This is a genomic window from Scytonema sp. PCC 10023 (assembly GCF_963920835.1).
Lineage (GTDB): Bacteria > Cyanobacteriota > Cyanobacteriia > Cyanobacteriales > Nostocaceae > Kalymmatonema.
The window spans coordinates 52060-67999 of the sequence record NZ_CAWUDP010000002.1 but is presented as its reverse complement, the minus strand read 5'-3'; the positions used below and the strand labels follow the sequence as shown (position 1 = coordinate 67999).

Genomic DNA, 15940 nt, shown 5'->3' with positions numbered 1-15940 from the left:
TAATTCCTAAGCATCTAATGGTATTTTCGCCTTTTGAAACACCTGTTCAGCACTAAATTCCAGTCCCTCGAACAGGGAATCTGTGAGTAATTCCTCTCCCATATAAGTTTGAGGTGCTGCATCTGGGTAAAAAACGGTAATGCTTCTAGCTTTACTATCTACCACCCAAACCCGTTGCACCTGAGCGTCTAAATAATCTTTTGCTTTAGCAGCCATTTGTCCAAAGGTTTGTCCCGGCGAAATTATCTCAATTACTAAATCCGGGGGAACAGGGCAAGCTTCGTCTTCATCCCAGTTGGCGGGTAAACGTTCATAAGAAATGTACAATAGGTCGGGTGTCGGCACCCAATCTCGCCCCCGACGAGTTAGCGTAATTGCCCACTCTGGGTAGACTTCTCCCCGTCCCTCACACCATTGCTCAATGAAATAAAGAAGTACGCGGGTAAGCTTAGAGTGAAAAAACTTGGGTGACATTTTAGGAATTACCTGACCATCAACCAGTTCGTAGGTGATATCTCCCTCGCCTGGGGGAAGATTCAGGAACTGTTGCAAGGTCAGTTGATTGTTTGCCTGAAGTATCATGCCGCAGATTAGCCGGGGGCTAATTTAATTGTAATTGGGTAGTATCTTGCATCGGTGCCAACCACTGCAAGGGGTTATAAATCCCGCAGCAAGTAGCGAAAGTCCTCGATCCTTCGAGAACGCTACGCGTACAGAGGACTAAACCCTATTGAGGGTATCGATTTCACTCCACTTGAGTGGACTTAAGCTATGAGCCTGAGATTGAAATCTCAGGCGGGCGTAAGGGTTGCGCTGGTTGCTTGAGAATCATCCAGTCCGGTGAGGTTATTGCATTCCCTGCAATACCTGTCGAATGGTATCCGATGGCACTTCATCAGTAATCGTCACCACACCAATTTGCGTTGGCAGAATAAACCTTACTTTACCGGCTTTGACTTTCTTATCAAGTTGCAAAGACTCAATAATTCCTTCAATATCTACCCCAGCTGGCAACTTCGTCGGTAAACCCGCTTTTTGAATCAGGGCGTCTTGACGTTCTGTCTCTTCCTTTTGCCACATTCCCAGTTCCACAGCAATCTGTCCTGCTGCTACCATACCAATGGCGACTGCTTCACCATGATTGACGACTTTATAACCCGTCAAGCTTTCCACTGCATGCCCGATGGTATGACCGTAGTTGAGAATAGCCCGCAGCCCGGCTTCTTTCTCATCTTTGCCGACGACATCGGCTTTCGCTTGACAAGAACGCGTTAATATGCTTTCTATCAATTCTGGCTTGACGTAACGGAGTTGATCCAGGCGTTTGCTCGCTTCCATCTCGGCAAACAATTCGGCATCCCAAATCACGCCGTACTTAATCACTTCTGCCATTCCAGCGCGAAACTCACGCATAGGTAGAGTTTTCAGCACTTCTGGGTCAATTAAAACCAAGCGCGGCTGATGGAATGCGCCAATCAAGTTTTTGCCTTGGGGATGATTGACGCCAGTTTTGCCACCAATTGCCGAATCCACCATCGCTAAAAGTGAGGTTGGCACTTGTACCACGTTAATGCCTCGCAACCAAGTCGCAGCGGCAAAGCCAGTCATATCCCCAATGACTCCTCCCCCTAAAGCTACCATAGTTGAGGAGCGTTCTATACGGTTTTCTAGGGCAGTATCGTAGATTTTCTGCACAGAACTCAGGGTTTTGTAGCGTTCACCCGGTGGTAATGTGCAACTTGCAACTTCAAAGCCAGCCGCTTCCAAAGATGCGATCGCCCTTTCGCCATAATGCTTAAAAATTGTCGGGTTAGAAACCACCAGGACTTTTTTGCCCAGCTTTAGATTGCTCATCATCTCGCCCAGTTGATCTATGCCCCCTGGAGCGATCGCCTCCGGCGCTGCGCTTTGCGCAATCGCAATCTCATAAGACTGTTGTGGTAAATTTACGTTAATAGAAGCCATCACCAAATCCCTTTGCAAGCGCCCGACGGCTGTATTCTACAGCATTAGCACTGCCTATTCCCGTATGCAAGACGCTTTTTGGTTGAACTTTTCCAAGCTGGGTTCAGGGGGTAGGGGCGCGGCGACCTTGCACCCGTAGGGTGTCAGGGATTAAATTTACTTTAATATTCCCCTACACCCTAACCCAAATTAATTCGTAGTCTCCTGAATCACCTCACCAGGACCGTTAATCTCAACGGATCTGTTACCAGCTTGGTCAACAGAGATGCGGAATTGCCGTCCACCCTGAGAACTGGTATAACTTGTCTGTTGATCTGAATTTTGAACTTGAACAGGAGCAGCGTTCAACTGTAGCTTATTTGTTGTCTTATCAAAGACATTCATCCGTGTTTGGGTTCCTTGGCGAAAAACCCTCACACTATAGTTTGGTGTTTGGAAGGTAGCGACTGTCGTTTGTGGTGCAGTGCGTATGCTAGCAGGTTTCTTGACTGTTTGGGCGGCAACAATGCCTGTTTCAAACCCTAACCCAGTCATAACTACCAAAGCGCTCGCAATAAAAGCGTATTTCATAGTCTTAAGGAGCTATTTTATTGTTATAATCACAACAAATATTGATTATTCTAACTATAAGTCTCACGTTCTTAGTGATGAACTAAAAAAAGCTTCAACAAATATTTTTATTGAGCGTATCTTCTGTAAATGATTCAATAATATTTATAAACGATTATGGAGAAACTTCAATGTTTGGTGTCATAGCTTACATAGCCTTCTTGGCTCTATTCTTCGGTATTGCTGTTGGGTTGCTTTTCGGTTTGCGTGCTGCTAAAATCATCTAACTGATTTTTTGGAGTCTCGCGCAAAGGCGCAGAGGCGCAAAGTTTTCTTGAGCGTCTGGGCGGCTTTGCGCAAAGTTATCATCCAACCACGGTTTCTCTAGAGGCTTTGTGTTGATTTACGAAAGGAGAACGCACCTCTAGACCAAGCAAATTCAGCATTTCCTGGTCAGCATTGTACCCTGGGCAGGGAGTGGTAACGGTTAACATCTGCCCATTGTCACTGGAAAAGATAGAATTGGCTCCCGCCAAGAAGCATAAAGTCTGTTCTACCTGTGAAAGTCTAGCTCTACCTGCGCTAAGACGAACATCAGATGCAGGCATTAAAATACGCGCTGTGGCAATCATTCGCACCACATCCCAAATCGGAACATCGGGCTGATTTTCTAGGGGTGTACCCTCAACTTGTGAGAGAATATTGATAGGCACCGACTCTGGATGTGGATGCAGGGTTGCTAGAGTGTGCAACATAGACACGCGGTCATCCACGGTTTCGCCTAAGCCGAGTATACCACCGGAACATACAGTCACATTTGTTTGCCGGACATTGTTAATGGTGTTGAGGCGATCGCTGTAAGTCCTCGTTGTAATGATCGTGCTGTAGTAGTCCTGGGAGGTATCTAAATTATGGTTGTAGGCGTAAAGTCCTGCTTCTTCCAAACGCTGGGCTTGTGTTTGAGTCAGCATACCCAAGGTGCAGCAAACCTCTAATCCTAATGCTGTCACCTCTTTAACCATTTCCAACACTTGCTCAAATTGGGAGTTATCGCGTACCTCTCGCCAAGCAGCGCCCATGCACACACGACTCACACCATTTTCTTTGGCTTGTTGGGCAATACTCACGACTGTTTCTTTTTCTAGGAGGGCTTGTGGCTTCACCTCTGTTTTGTAGCGGGAGGACTGGGCACAGTAGCTACAATCTTCTGGACAACCCCCTGTTTTGATAGATATCAGCTTACAAACTTGTATTTTTCTTGAGTCATGGAATTGGCGATGCACGCTAGCAGCTTGATAAACAAGGTCTAGGAATGGTGTATCATGTATTTCGCGTATTTCTGATTCTTGCCAATTGTACCGTATTACTACTGACATCTCTATCCTTTGTAAGGTTTTTGCATAATTTTAGCTCTTCCTGAAGTGTTAACTAACCGATGTTGGTAATACAGCAAGCCTGACTGCTGCTAAATTATGAAGGGTGGCTAATAGCTTTTGGAACAAATATTCAGTAGTCTATGGAATTGCAACTGCCCAATATTACAACAAAACGGCTGTTATTAAGACTAGCAACTCAGGAGGATATCTCGGCAATCCTGAAATTTTATACGGAAAACAAAACATATCTCACTCCATTCTCTCCTCCTTGGTCTGATAATTTTTTCACTAGAGAGTATTGGCAGAATCAGTTAGAAAATAACTATTTAGAATTTATTAACGATATATCATTAAGATTATTTATTTTTCCTAAAAATAAACAAGAAATAATTATTGGACTTATCAACTTTACTAATTTTGTCAGAAGAGCCGCACAGTACTGTAATGTAGGATACGGTCTTGCAGAAGCTGAACAAGGAAAAGGTTATATGACAGAAGCACTGCAAGCAGGTGTTCACTATGTATTTCAAGAATTAAACATGCACCGAATCATGGCAAATTATATGCCTCACAACCAGCGCAGCGGCAATGTACTGAAAAGGTTAGGATTTGTCGTGGAAGGGTATGCCAGGGACTATCTATTCATCAATGGAAAATGGCAAGACCACATCCTTACAAGTATCACGAATCCTAACTGGCAGACAAACCCGTAAGCTTTTACACATCCAATTCAAGGATTGAAATCGCAACAGGACTAAACTCTACAACAATTTTGGATAACTCGGATAAAAGTAATGACTTTGGCTGAAACTGTAAACAACACGAATTCTACCAATCCTTTTCTCAATCTCAACTACGAAAGAGCCCTAGAATCTTTAGGCGATGAGTACTATGATGAAGTTGGGGCAGCAGAATTTTCTCAACACATCCTACGCTGGCGCAACGATGCAATCCTGCCCCGGCTAGGACTCGATCCCCAATTAGTAAAAGACGAAGACTTTATCTGTGCCTTTGGCAAATTTGAGGGACGAAAACCGCTTTTGGCGCTGCGTTACCACGGTTATCAATTTGGTGAATATAACCCTTTTTTAGGTGATGGTAGGGGCTTTCTCTACGGACAAGTACGCGGTACTGATGGCGAACTATACGACTTAGGCACCAAAGGTTCCGGTAAAACTCCTTACTCCCGTGGTGGCGATGGTATGCTGACACTTAAAGGTGGAGTACGGGAAGTTATTGCTGCGGAAATGTTACACCACTTGGGTGTACGTACTTCACGCTGTTTGACCATGATTGAAACAGGCTTATCCCTTTGGCGGGGTGATGAACCTTCTCCTACCCGTTCCTCAGTCATTGTCAGGATGAACCGATCGCACATTCGATTTGGCACTTTTGAACGACTGCACTATCTACGACGTCCGGATTTGACCCAAAAGCTATTAGACCATGTCATTGAGCAGTATTATCGACATCTCATCGGCGAAAAAGATAAGTACGCTCTATTTTACGCAGATTTAGTCAAACGGACAGCAGAACTGGTAGCGCAATGGATGGCAGCTGGTTTTTGTCATGCAGTGCTAAACACAGACAATATGTCAATTACAGGGGAGAGTTTTGACTACGGTCCTTATGCGTTCATTCCCAGTTACGACCCCTACTTTACCGCTGCCTATTTCGATTATTATGGACGCTATAGTTATACTCATCAACCTAGTATTTGTAAGTGGAACTTAGAAATACTCCAGGAGGCACTCAAAGCTGTTATTAAGCAAGCTGATATGCAGACTGGATTAGCGAGATTTGATGAGCATTATCAGAACGAATACCGCTCTATGATGTTGAAGAAGTTGGGTTTTGAGCAGTTGTCACATCTAGAAGCCGATGAACTGTTAAACCTAACGATTCAATTTTTGCAAGATAGCAAAGTTGGTTATCACGAATTCTTTTACGAGATGGCTCGCACCTTTTCATTGAAATGGCGAGATGAACCAGGCTTGATTATGGCAGATTCAGATATTGTACCAGCATCAGGGACATCAGAAATTTTTGATAGTTGGTGTATACTGTACCATAAGATTTTGAATAATTTTGACCCTGAGCAAACAAACATCATTGCCCAAACTCTCGCTCGTTACAATCCGAAAACTGTGATACTCAGACCAGTCATTGAATCAATTTGGGAACCCATTGCTCAAGAAGACAATTGGCAGCCTTTTTATGAGTTAATTAAGCGCATTCAGTCTGGAAGTTAGCGAGATGAACTGTTTGCAGATTAATTGGTGCTTATCAAATAAGTAGGGTGCGTTAACGTAGTGGAACGCACCCTACTTATTTAAGACATTACAGTGCCCAATAGTGTTGTATAAGACAACATGGTTCATTTAGTCATGCTAATCTAATCCTTAAACATCCCCCACCCCCGATCCTCGGCATAGGGGGAATCTAGCCCTATCTGAACCATATTGCTGTATAAAAGCAGCTATAAAACATTAACAATACCTTCACCAAAATGCCCTCACTCTGTAAGAGTGGGAGCAACGTGGCTACACAAACAAAGCTTGTCTGCGTAGCCTGTAAGGCATAGATTTGGTGGTGCTTCTAGGTGGGCGGTTCTGAATTCCCCACTGATTCATACTCACTTGTGAATACTAAATTCTTCTTCAAGATTTTATTTATATTCAATTCTTAAATCGCTATTAAACAATTCTTAAATTAACTAAATTCTCATCTTAAATAAAAAAAAATATCATTCATTTACAATCTCATTTTCTGAGATAAATTTTATCCTGCACTACCTTAACACCCTAGAAAATTTGGAAGATAATGGCACAAACAAAGGCGATTTGGAACCCGTCTGTGTTGGCTCATAAGCTTGTTGGTAGGATTAACTATTTTTTCTATCAACTTTCAGTAGGTCGGTTTCGGGGATTTGATTTGTATCTTAATTCTCCTGATCGCCTGGTATTGGAAGATGTGATTATTCCTTACTTTCTCTCTCGTTCTGAATATCACAAAATACTTTTTGTTGGGTGCGATTGGTACACCAAACCCTACAGAAAATTATTCCGAAACAAGGAATACTGGACAATAGAAATTGAGGAATGGAGAAAAAAGTATGGCGCTGAAAGACATATCGTAGATGGTCTTCAGAACTTAAGCCTTCACATCCAAAGTGGTTATTTTGATGTCATTATTTGCAACGGGGTATTCGGACATGGACTTAATGTCAAGGAGGATATGGAAGAAGCATTGAACCAATGTTTTAATGCTCTGCGTGAAGGAGGTGTTTTAGTCTTTGGTTGGAATAATGTTCCTCAGTATGCACCTTTTCCTGTGACTACCGAGTGTGAAAATTTTAAAAAATTTAAACCCTATGTCTTTGAGCCTTTTCCCACTTCCGAATATTTAGTACCAAACACTGAATACAAGCACACATTTGATTTCTATAAAAAGCCAGTGGCAAGTTGAAATAAATGACTTGCTATAGCAATCCTCCGCACATTTGTGTGAAAGTGCCTGCTTTGTAAGTCCGGAGGACAGGCTGCGCCAACCCCTAGCGTGTCCGTAAGCTCAGATCTTGCACCCTTCGGGTATGCCTTCGGCACGCCTGACGGCGAACGCCAGTCCCCTGGGCGCGGGAAACCCGCCTGCTTTCTCTGGACTCACCATTCTCAACAAGAGCCAGAGGCTCTAATATCTCGTTACCAGGTTGAACCTGGTAACGAGGGTTTGGAGCCTCTGACGACTCACTGTTGCAACTCTTGCAAGATCTCAGTAAATATCATGTTCGGCTAATTACCCTTAATTCCCCAAGAATCCCACCCCGCCTTTGACTTACGTCAAAGTCTCCCCTCCGGTGCTTGCGGGGAGGGGTTGGGGGTGGGGTCCTTTTTATGGTCAATTAAACGGAGTTGATGCAATCTAAACATCTTTTGGTCGATAGACTGCACCAAACGAGTGGTCAGAATTAACTTCAATCACTAAATCAACAAACGTAGGAAATTTGACCAACGGACTGATAAACAATTCTGGGTGCAGAGAACGCCAAAAATAATTGACAAATTCCTCCACCTCTTTTTCGCTCATTCCTGATTTACCAGCAGCAATCATTTGGCGTTCCGCTTGTTTGCGCCATTCTAAGGAAAGGCGGTAATCTTTGGGATACAGCAAAATTAAGTTATCCAACTGCTCCCACAGTGGTAGATAGTCGCTGAGTTTGCTATTCATCTCACGGGCAAACGCCTTATCCTCATCTGTGAGAATTGGCGGCGCTGGGCTGTCAAATGCAGCAGAGTCAATTGGTCGCACACCCACAAACCAACCTTCAAACAAGACAATATCCACATTCTCTACAATTTCCGGAGTCGTTCTATCACCGACGCCCCCGTGAAGAGATTTATCAAAGCGGGGAACAGCTACTGGGCTTTTGCACTCGCGAATTTGGTTAAGTACAGTTAAACCCAGTTCTACATCGTGTGTTCCTGGGGGACCACGCCAAATGAAGCGCGGGTCTTTTTGTTTTAATGCCAAGCGCTCATTATACGTTTTATACAAGTCATCCAAAGATAGACTGAGGGTGCGGTATCCCAACTGCTTAAGAATTAAGCAGAGATTGCCGCACAATGTCGTTTTGCCGGTGCCTTGTCCTCCTAAAATACCTTGTATGAAGGGACGCCCCAGCTGTTGGCGATAAGATGCAAGTTGTCTTGCCAAAGATAGCCACAAATCATTATTAGTCATTAGTCATTAGTCATTAGTCATTAGTCATTAGTCAATAGTCATTAGTCATTAGTCATTAGCCAACAGTCACAAATTATTCTCCCTCACTCACTCCCTCACTCCCTCCCTCCCTCCCTCATCCCCCTCATCCCCCTCATATCTCCCTCATCCCCCTCATCTCTGTTCAAGAACCAAGCTTGAACGCTTCCAAAAACAAGCTGTAAATCAGACCAATTTTGAGGATATTGAGACATTCTACCCAAAGCGCTTGTCGCTCTCGTATGCTACGACCATAAAATATTCTGCTGCTGACTTCTGTCAACACCACGAGAAACCCAGCCATAACAACGTCCCATTCAGCAGCTTGTCCAGCTGTGGTAGCAACTGCGCTTCCGAGAAAAAAACCGAACAAAAAACTGATTATCAGAAGCGAAAACCGCCGCCAAGGATTGAAAAACCATACCCTTAAGCGCAACGCAATGGTGTTGAATAGGTTGTTTAGACGTGTGTTTTGCATAAATGGGACTTCCGAAATGATTAAACGTGTATGGGAATTGAGGCGCAGCGCTTTGCGTTTGTACCTTGGAGGAACTCCCCTACCGGATTTGAAGGAAAAGTTAAGAAATTATGAAATATCCCTATATAGAGGATATCGGTCTAGCGTAAGCTTGTTTAAATAGTATTGTGGGTATCTTTGGAATTTTCAGCAACAATATAAAATATATACTTTTCTTCATTACGAGCAGCAGCATAGCTGTTTTGCTCAAACAGCTATACATGATATATTTCACGCACTAGCTCCCAAAGAGCCTTTGGTGGACAACTTTCTTGTTGCTCTTACCAGAACAAAGCTGCGACTTGGTCTAGCCCAAACAATAAATCCTTATTTGTAATATATATTACCATGAAGCCGTCGGTGTACCCGTACACTGTTCTGGTAGCTTATTCATTGGGACTGCTTTTTCTACCAATGGGATGCCGTCAGACAAGTGTATCCTTTGACTCAACAGAACTAGAAACATCTTCTCTACCGCCTGCTCAGACACACCAAGAACAGAGCACGGCGTCATCCGTCTCCACTGTCTCCAATTCAATGCCCACACCAAAAAGTCAACGAGTAGAAAGCAGCAGTGGGGACAACAATACCGTTATCACATATCGTCAGGGTTCAGGTGGGAAAGCAGTGAATCAAGGAACTTTACGGATGAGCAACCAAACCAATCAACCCGTGCGCCTTGCCTTACTGGCGCGGCGCTCTTTAAGCAAAGGTTCCTCTGGACAAACTAAAGATGCCGTCCCAGCACATTGGGATTTTGCTCCTAAAGAAGGTCATGACAAGGGGCTGATTCTAGCTTTGCCTAATGGTAAGCTAGAACTGGAAAAGGGAGATATTTTAGTTGCCTTTGCACAGGATGGTTCCCGCCGCTACTGGGGTCCATATGTTGTTGGGGAAACTTCCTCTCCTAGTTGGAATTCCCAAAACAAAGAATGGCAACTCGTTCTTAGTCATTAGTCATTAGTCATTAGTCATGGGTTTAGAGTCTTTGCCTGATTTAGAACAGCAGGAACTAAGAAGCTGAGCTAAAGTCATCTTGATTAATTTAGTATTGACTTTTGTACTATTGACTCATAAGTCATAACTAGTCACTAATAATGAATGACTGATGACTGATGACTAATCACTAATGACTAATCGCGCTTTAGATCGATGGTTTAACAATATAGGCAAGCGTCCAGCCCTCGCTGTGACTGTGTCGATTTTATGGTTACTTTTGATAAGTGGGGTTGCTTTCTTTTGGCATTTGGGCAGTCTCGGCTTAATTGATGAGACAGAGCCACTGTTTGCCGAAGCCTCGCGCCAAATGTTAGTTACAGGTGATTGGATCACTCCGTTCTTCAATGGCGAAACTCGTTTCGATAAACCTGCTTTAATTTACTGGTGTCAGGCGATCGCCTACTCAATTTTTGGAGTCAATGAATGGTCAGTACGTTTGCCTTCGGCGCTTGCTGCACTCGGCTTGATAACTTTGGCATATTACACTATACAGTGGTATTTGGCAAGAGAAGACTACCTTGATCAAAAAGTTCGCCCGACTCGACGCTGGTTAACCGCTGCTTTGGGAGCGGCTATCATGGCACTCAATCCAGAAATGATTGTTTGGGGGAGAGCAGGTGTTTCGGATATGCTGCTCGTTGCGTGCATGGACTCAGCGTTGTTGTGCTTTTTTCTCGGGTATGCCCAACCCTCAAAATCAGAAGTGAAAGCACGGTGGTATTTAGCTTTTTATATCCTCATTGCTGGTGCGATTTTAACCAAAGGACCAGTGGGAATTGTCTTACCTGCGCTGATTATCGGCATATTTTTGCTTTATATGGGAAACGCAAAAGAAGTTTTGCGGGAAATGCGTCCTGTTACAGGTTTGCTCATTACCCTATGCTTATCATTACCTTGGTATGTGCTGGTTATTTGGCGCAATGGCGAAAATTATATTAACTCGTTTTTTGGTTACCACAATGTTGAACGATTTACAAGCGTCGTCAATCGCCACTCAGCGCCTTGGTATTTTTACTTTATTATAGTGTTGCTGGGTTTTGCACCATACTCGGTGTACTTGCCTTTAGCAATGGCAAGGCTGAAGTTTTGGCAGCGAAACTACTGGCGATCGCAAGAACGCTCTAGCCAACTTGGTTTATTTGCCTTTTTCTGGTTTATTACTATCTTTGGCTTTTTCACCATTGCTGTAACCAAACTCCCAAGCTACGTATTGCCCTTGATGCCAGCAGCAGCTATTTTGGTAGCACTGCTGTGGAGCGACCTGTTGACGGGAGCAACAACGAGACATCAAAAGACGAGGAACATAACGGAGATAGGCAAGCAACACCTTCCTCATCCTCCTCATCCCCCTCATCCTCCCTATACTCCCCTCCTCATAACAGGCTGGGTGAATGTGGCGTTGTTATCAGCACTGGCGGTGGCAATGTTTTACGTTCCTCAGTTAATAAAAGATCCGGCTGCACCCAACTTCCACAAATTGTTTGAACAGTCAGGTTTAACTGTATTGGGAGGTGTGCTTTGGCTGCTTTGTGCTGTTGTGCTGGCGGTACTACTTGTGCGTCGTCGTTACCAGCCTGTGTTAATGGTGAATGTGTTGGGATTTGCGGCGTTTATGGTTTTTGTCCTCACACCTTGTTTGTTTTTGATCGATCAGGAACGGCAGCTACCTTTACGGCAATTGTCTGCGATCGCCGTGCAAGCACAAAAACCCAATGAAGAACTGGTTATGGTGGGCTTCAAAAAACCTACAGTAGTTTTTTATACTCGTCGTCCCGTCACCTATGTGAAAGTGTCTTCGGTTGCTGGAAAATATATTCAAGACAAAGCCGCAAAGAATGCACAGCCTGCCTCAGTGCTGGTTCTTGCCCAGCCGAAAAAGTTTCCTCAAATGGGCTTAAAGCGTAGCGATTATGAAAATTTAGGCACCAGTGGTGCTTATGAACTGATTCGAGTTCCTTTTAAAAATCCGTCAACCCCTTCCCCGTAATAACTTATCCGGCGTTGCTGATTCTAAGTATGAATTTAGGTTCGCGCAAAGGCGCAAAGGCGAGCCAGCGCCCTTTGGAGGGTCTCCCTCCGCAGGCGACTGGCGTTGCAAAGATAAGGGTAAGCAAGAAAATTTCATACCTCAATTCAGCAACGCCTTTTTTTAAATTTTGAATGAGCGAATTTGAGCGCACTGAGGATCATGAGTCCAGATCCAAAGCTTTATTAACCTCGTTTAGCAAGTCCTCCATTGATATAGAGCGGGGTAAGATTTGGCAGGCAATAGTACTTACCACAGTTTCTATCGACTCCAATTTTTCATCTGTGTCGTTTGGGGAAATGTCAGGTTGTTCATCTTCAACCTCATGGGGATTTAATCGTTGGTCGAGCAGCAAAACTGGTGGTAAGTTAAAAGGCAACTGTCCTAAAGCTTTCAGGGCTGAGTACACTTCTTTTGGAATGGGAGACTCTCCCAAGCAAATCAGCAATAAGTCAACACTTTGATGGCGAATTTGCTGTAGCAGTTCTGCCCAAGACCGACTCATGGATGCTTTCAAGCCAGCTGTTTGCAGGTACTGAATCAAAGCTTGGAACCACTCAGAACCACGAGAAATCGTTAAGGGACACAAACCATTCTCCCCAGCAATGTGCCTACTCAATGAGGAGTTTTTTTCTGTGCGATAACTGCTCACCTGCTTGTGTCTTACCTCTGGTAAATCCGGCAGAATTGCTAAATCCACCACTAAGATGCTGGGTGGGCAGCATGCACCAGATGCAATTTGCAAAACTGACAATAAAGCTTCTGTTTTCCCAGCATTATGAAACTTATCTGTGCCTAATGGCGTTAAGCAAGGGAACACAGAGAGCTTTGGCATCGCAGAAGCAGTTTGTGTCGTTGAGACATTACAAGTCACTAGTGGCAGATCTGCCAAACGGGGGTGTTGACTGAGTTGTTTTAGCAAAGCTTCGGCTGCTGGCATTTCTGTATCGAGCAAAACGACATCAAACTGCCAAACGCGAGCCAGGAGTTCTGCCTGATCCAGGTCATCCACTTCTATGACTCGGTGCTGTTGAAGTAACGGTTGCGATGTCAGAGATTCACACTCAGCATTGACCAACCTCAAAATTTTTAGTGGTGTGTTATTGCGGTGAATTTCTCCATTATCTGATTTTTGCTGTTTTGCTTCTGGTGGAGCACACAGACTTTCTACCAGCGGTGTTAAAACCTGATGCTGTACTGGTAAGCTCAAGAAACCATCTGCTCGGTTGGCAAATGCTTGCTCTTTTTCAGCTCCTGTTGCTGTCACAATCACGGGAATGTGACGAGTTGCGCCATCGGATTTGAGCAAGGTTAGGACATCCCAACCCGACAGCAAAGGAAGCAAGGGATTGAGGAAGATAGCTTTGGGTTGCAAGCGCCGAGCTTTTTCTACTGCTTCACATCCTGAGCGAGCAATCACGACCCGATAACCCAAACCTGTCAATTGTTCGGTCAAGTCTTCAATATACCGAGCTACTGCCTCCACTACCAACACTAGCGATTTAGAAGATGTCGGGTGATGGGGTGATGACGGGGCGTAGACGACGGGAGGGCGGCGGCTTCCCCTAGATCTAGAATGAGTTTCCCGTACAGCCTCAGGGGGCGAAACTAAGGGTAGGGTAGGGTTCGAGTGAGGGGGCGAAAAAGAATTTCTTTCTATCTCCTCATCTCCCAATCGCCCCACTTCTTTAGGAGGACTGGGGGGTAGGAGTAGTGTAAACTGGCTACCCTTACCTTCACGCGACAAGAAGCTGACATCGCCACCGTGGAGACGAGCCAAAGCTCTAGTTAATACAAGCCCCAAACCTGTTCCTTCATGCTGGCGGGTGAGGGGATTTTCCAGTTGTTGGAATTTCTGAAAGATTAAATGCTGCTGGTGTTCGGGAATACCAATGCCTGTATCCCAAACTGTAAAGGCAATCCAACCTTCCCAACGACTGACCGACAGCCCGATTTCACCAGCTGTTTCAGTAAATTTGAAGGCATTAGAAAGCAGGTGTACCAGCATCTGGCGCATCCGCAGCTCATCCGCCATAATCTGGTCTAAGCCAGGTTCAATTGAGAGGCTAAATTGGTGTTCTTCTGCAGGCGTACTTTGAGCTTGGGATTTTAATGAACCTCTGCTACTTTGGGTATGAATCGCCTTTGCCTCAGAGACAGCGCGATCGCACACAGCTTGAATGTTGACGTTGGTGAGCGTCAACTCCATTTGTCCCGTCTCCATACGGGTCAAATCCAAAATATCATTGACCACACTCATTAGGTGGCGTCCACTTTGATGAATCAGTCCTGCATAACGGGCTTGACGCTCGTTTAATTCTCCCAATTGCTGATCCACGAGTAACCGTGATAATCCCAAAACGGCAGTGAGAGGAGTTTTGAGTTCATGACTGATACAAGCTAAAAACTCATCCTTTAACCGATTAAGTTGAATTAAATCGGCATTTTTTGCGGCTAGTTCTTTACAAAGCTGCTGCTGTTCGGTGACATCCGTCGCTAGCATCAGCCACAAATCACTATTGAGTGCTGAATTTTGAGTGGGCAGTGTTTTGAAATCAGTACTCAGGGCTTTTAAATCAGGGCTGTCCAAGGGAATTTTGGCAAACTGCCAAACTCGCTCCTGACCATTTTGCACTTCTACTACACAAGTACAAGTCCCTAACTGACTATCCAAAAAGCAGCGATTTAATCCAGGTTCCTCTAAAGACTGTTCTTGCACCCCAGGAGTGCGAGGAGTCGCCAATGTTGACCGAGGTGACACACCTTTTTGAGGCATCACTTCGTTCACAGCTGACAAAGAATTTTCTTCACCAAAATACTCATTGCTGCCAAAGGAATAAACTTTGGTTGGCGTTTGAGTGGCGTATTCTAATTTCTTGGCTGGAGCATTTGCCAAAATCGCTTCTACCTGTCGCTTGACTCCTTCTGGATCTTTCAATGCTCCCAATTGTTGCCACCAAGCCGGGTTTTGCGTTACCACTTCGCCATTGCTTGTTTGTAACATTAATGGCCAAGGCAATCGTTCTAATAACTCCACCAGTGGCTTACATTCTCGTCTTTGCTGAGGTGCGTAACTTATGCTAATAGTATCTTTTTGTTCATATGCTTCATTAGAATTACTCAAAAGCTTTGCACAAGACTTGTGAAGCGTTTTCCTTGAATTTGTGCGCCTAGTCCCCTTAGAAGTTTCAGTTTCCAATTTTTGCTTGCTCAAAAACCCCAACAAACGCGAGGTATCCACAAGCCCCAAAAATTTGCCATCCAAGTCAATCAATGCCCAATCTAAATTCGTGTTTCCCTGGGTCTTTTGAAAGCGCAAAAACGAACTAAATTGCTCCACATTGAAAGAAGCTGGTATTGTCTGTATAGGTTCAATGAGACCTTGACCCAGTGTCGAGAGGGGTTGCTGTAAGTCTACAAACTTAGAACGACCTTCGCCTTGCTCTGCTGTGAGTAATTGTGGTAATAAACGGGCAGAGTAAATTAATCCTAACAAGCATTTTTGCTTATCCAAGACTGCCAGGCGATCGCACTGCTGTTGTTGAAAAATCTCCAGCACAACTGCCACAGTAGTCGTTTCTACGCAGTTGGGTACGGTTGCTATAAATTCATATAACGGGTACTTTAGCATTGACATATGGCGATGAGGTCGTCCTTCTTATGCGGTTTACTTCCAGCACCACCAGCTAACTGCCAAAAAAGCTTTCGGTGTTTGGGTATGAAGCTATATCCTCTAAGAAGACTGAGTCT

Annotated in this window: 13 protein-coding genes; 6 read left to right on the top strand and 7 right to left on the bottom strand. The window is 44.5% G+C overall.

Translation table 11 applies throughout. The features are described from left to right. Positions 1–6 precede the first annotated feature (6 nt). From ACM0OZ_RS01755 to ACM0OZ_RS01745, 3 genes are all read right to left on the bottom strand, one after another. Positions 7–582, bottom strand: a complete 576-nt coding sequence (locus ACM0OZ_RS01755) for a Uma2 family endonuclease (protein WP_414581116.1) — start codon at positions 580–582, stop codon at positions 7–9. 264 nt (positions 583–846) lie between these two features. Beyond that, a complete protein-coding gene (aroB, locus tag ACM0OZ_RS01750; RefSeq protein WP_414581115.1) occupies positions 847–1968 on the bottom strand; it encodes a 3-dehydroquinate synthase in 1122 nt (373 codons plus the stop codon). A 186-nt stretch (positions 1969–2154) separates the two neighbouring features. After that, positions 2155–2535 carry a hypothetical protein gene (locus ACM0OZ_RS01745; RefSeq protein ID WP_414581114.1) on the bottom strand — a complete coding sequence of 127 codons (381 nt, stop codon included), beginning with the start codon at positions 2533–2535 and terminating at the stop codon, positions 2155–2157. A gap of 170 nt (positions 2536–2705) precedes the next feature. Between ACM0OZ_RS01745 and petL the strand changes: the two genes are divergently transcribed. Beyond that, complete coding sequence (gene petL / locus ACM0OZ_RS01740; RefSeq protein ID WP_073634270.1) at positions 2706–2801, top strand: cytochrome b6-f complex subunit PetL; 96 nt, start codon at positions 2706–2708, stop codon at positions 2799–2801. Between the two features lie 78 nt (positions 2802–2879). On the opposite strand, the gene bioB is transcribed toward petL, so the two are convergent. Continuing rightward, on the bottom strand, positions 2880–3890 hold the full coding sequence (gene bioB, locus ACM0OZ_RS01735) for a biotin synthase BioB (protein ID WP_414581113.1): 1011 nt from the start codon (positions 3888–3890) through the stop codon (positions 2880–2882). Positions 3891–4030: 140 nt separating this feature from the next. Here bioB and ACM0OZ_RS01730 point away from each other — a divergent pair, with 140 nt between their 5' ends. From ACM0OZ_RS01730 to ACM0OZ_RS01720, 3 genes are all read left to right on the top strand, one after another. Next, positions 4031–4603, top strand: a complete 573-nt coding sequence (locus ACM0OZ_RS01730) for a GNAT family N-acetyltransferase (RefSeq protein WP_414581112.1) — start codon at positions 4031–4033, stop codon at positions 4601–4603. Between the two features lie 81 nt (positions 4604–4684). Further along, entirely contained in the window at positions 4685–6142 is a 1458-nt protein-coding gene (locus ACM0OZ_RS01725; protein ID WP_414581111.1) for a protein adenylyltransferase SelO, read from the top strand. A 571-nt stretch (positions 6143–6713) separates the two neighbouring features. Beyond that, positions 6714–7358, top strand: coding sequence for a methyltransferase domain-containing protein (locus ACM0OZ_RS01720; protein WP_414581110.1), 645 nt, complete (start codon positions 6714–6716; stop codon positions 7356–7358). A 453-nt stretch (positions 7359–7811) separates the two neighbouring features. Here ACM0OZ_RS01720 and ACM0OZ_RS01715 read toward each other — a convergent pair whose 3' ends face one another. Next, the gene (locus ACM0OZ_RS01715; RefSeq protein WP_414581109.1) at positions 7812–8630 is read right to left on the bottom strand and encodes a glycerate kinase; all 819 of its coding nucleotides are present in this window, start codon (positions 8628–8630) and stop codon (positions 7812–7814) included. A 163-nt stretch (positions 8631–8793) separates the two neighbouring features. Beyond that, the gene (locus ACM0OZ_RS01710; protein WP_414581108.1) at positions 8794–9126 is read right to left on the bottom strand and encodes a DUF565 domain-containing protein; all 333 of its coding nucleotides are present in this window, start codon (positions 9124–9126) and stop codon (positions 8794–8796) included. 387 nt (positions 9127–9513) lie between these two features. On the opposite strand from ACM0OZ_RS01710, the gene ACM0OZ_RS01705 reads away from it, so the two are divergent. Together ACM0OZ_RS01705 and ACM0OZ_RS01700 are read left to right on the top strand one after the other, a co-directional pair. Then, positions 9514–10122, top strand: coding sequence for a hypothetical protein (locus ACM0OZ_RS01705; RefSeq protein ID WP_414581107.1), 609 nt, complete (start codon positions 9514–9516; stop codon positions 10120–10122). A 172-nt stretch (positions 10123–10294) separates the two neighbouring features. Continuing rightward, entirely contained in the window at positions 10295–12151 is a 1857-nt protein-coding gene (locus tag ACM0OZ_RS01700) for an ArnT family glycosyltransferase (RefSeq protein WP_414581106.1), read from the top strand. A gap of 199 nt (positions 12152–12350) precedes the next feature. Here ACM0OZ_RS01700 and ACM0OZ_RS01695 read toward each other — a convergent pair whose 3' ends face one another. Next, positions 12351–15821, bottom strand: coding sequence for an ATP-binding protein (locus tag ACM0OZ_RS01695; RefSeq protein ID WP_414581105.1), 3471 nt, complete (start codon positions 15819–15821; stop codon positions 12351–12353). Positions 15822–15940: the final 119 nt, after the last annotated feature.

Coding starts and splice junctions, on each gene's coding strand:
- ACM0OZ_RS01695 (WP_414581105.1), bottom strand. CDS start 15,821: ATGCTAAAGTACCCGTTATATGAATTTATAGCAACCGTACCCAACTGC.
- ACM0OZ_RS01745 (WP_414581114.1), bottom strand. CDS start 2,535: ATGAAATACGCTTTTATTGCGAGCGCTTTGGTAGTTATGACTGGGTTA.
- ACM0OZ_RS01720 (WP_414581110.1), top strand. CDS start 6,714: ATGGCACAAACAAAGGCGATTTGGAACCCGTCTGTGTTGGCTCATAAG.
- ACM0OZ_RS01700 (WP_414581106.1), top strand. CDS start 10,295: ATGACTAATCGCGCTTTAGATCGATGGTTTAACAATATAGGCAAGCGT.
- ACM0OZ_RS01710 (WP_414581108.1), bottom strand. CDS start 9,126: ATGCAAAACACACGTCTAAACAACCTATTCAACACCATTGCGTTGCGC.
- ACM0OZ_RS01705 (WP_414581107.1), top strand. CDS start 9,514: ATGAAGCCGTCGGTGTACCCGTACACTGTTCTGGTAGCTTATTCATTG.
- ACM0OZ_RS01715 (WP_414581109.1), bottom strand. CDS start 8,630: ATGACTAATAATGATTTGTGGCTATCTTTGGCAAGACAACTTGCATCT.
- ACM0OZ_RS01725 (WP_414581111.1), top strand. CDS start 4,685: ATGACTTTGGCTGAAACTGTAAACAACACGAATTCTACCAATCCTTTT.
- ACM0OZ_RS01730 (WP_414581112.1), top strand. CDS start 4,031: ATGGAATTGCAACTGCCCAATATTACAACAAAACGGCTGTTATTAAGA.
- ACM0OZ_RS01755 (WP_414581116.1), bottom strand. CDS start 582: ATGATACTTCAGGCAAACAATCAACTGACCTTGCAACAGTTCCTGAAT.
- petL (WP_073634270.1), top strand. CDS start 2,706: ATGTTTGGTGTCATAGCTTACATAGCCTTCTTGGCTCTATTCTTCGGT.
- bioB (WP_414581113.1), bottom strand. CDS start 3,890: ATGTCAGTAGTAATACGGTACAATTGGCAAGAATCAGAAATACGCGAA.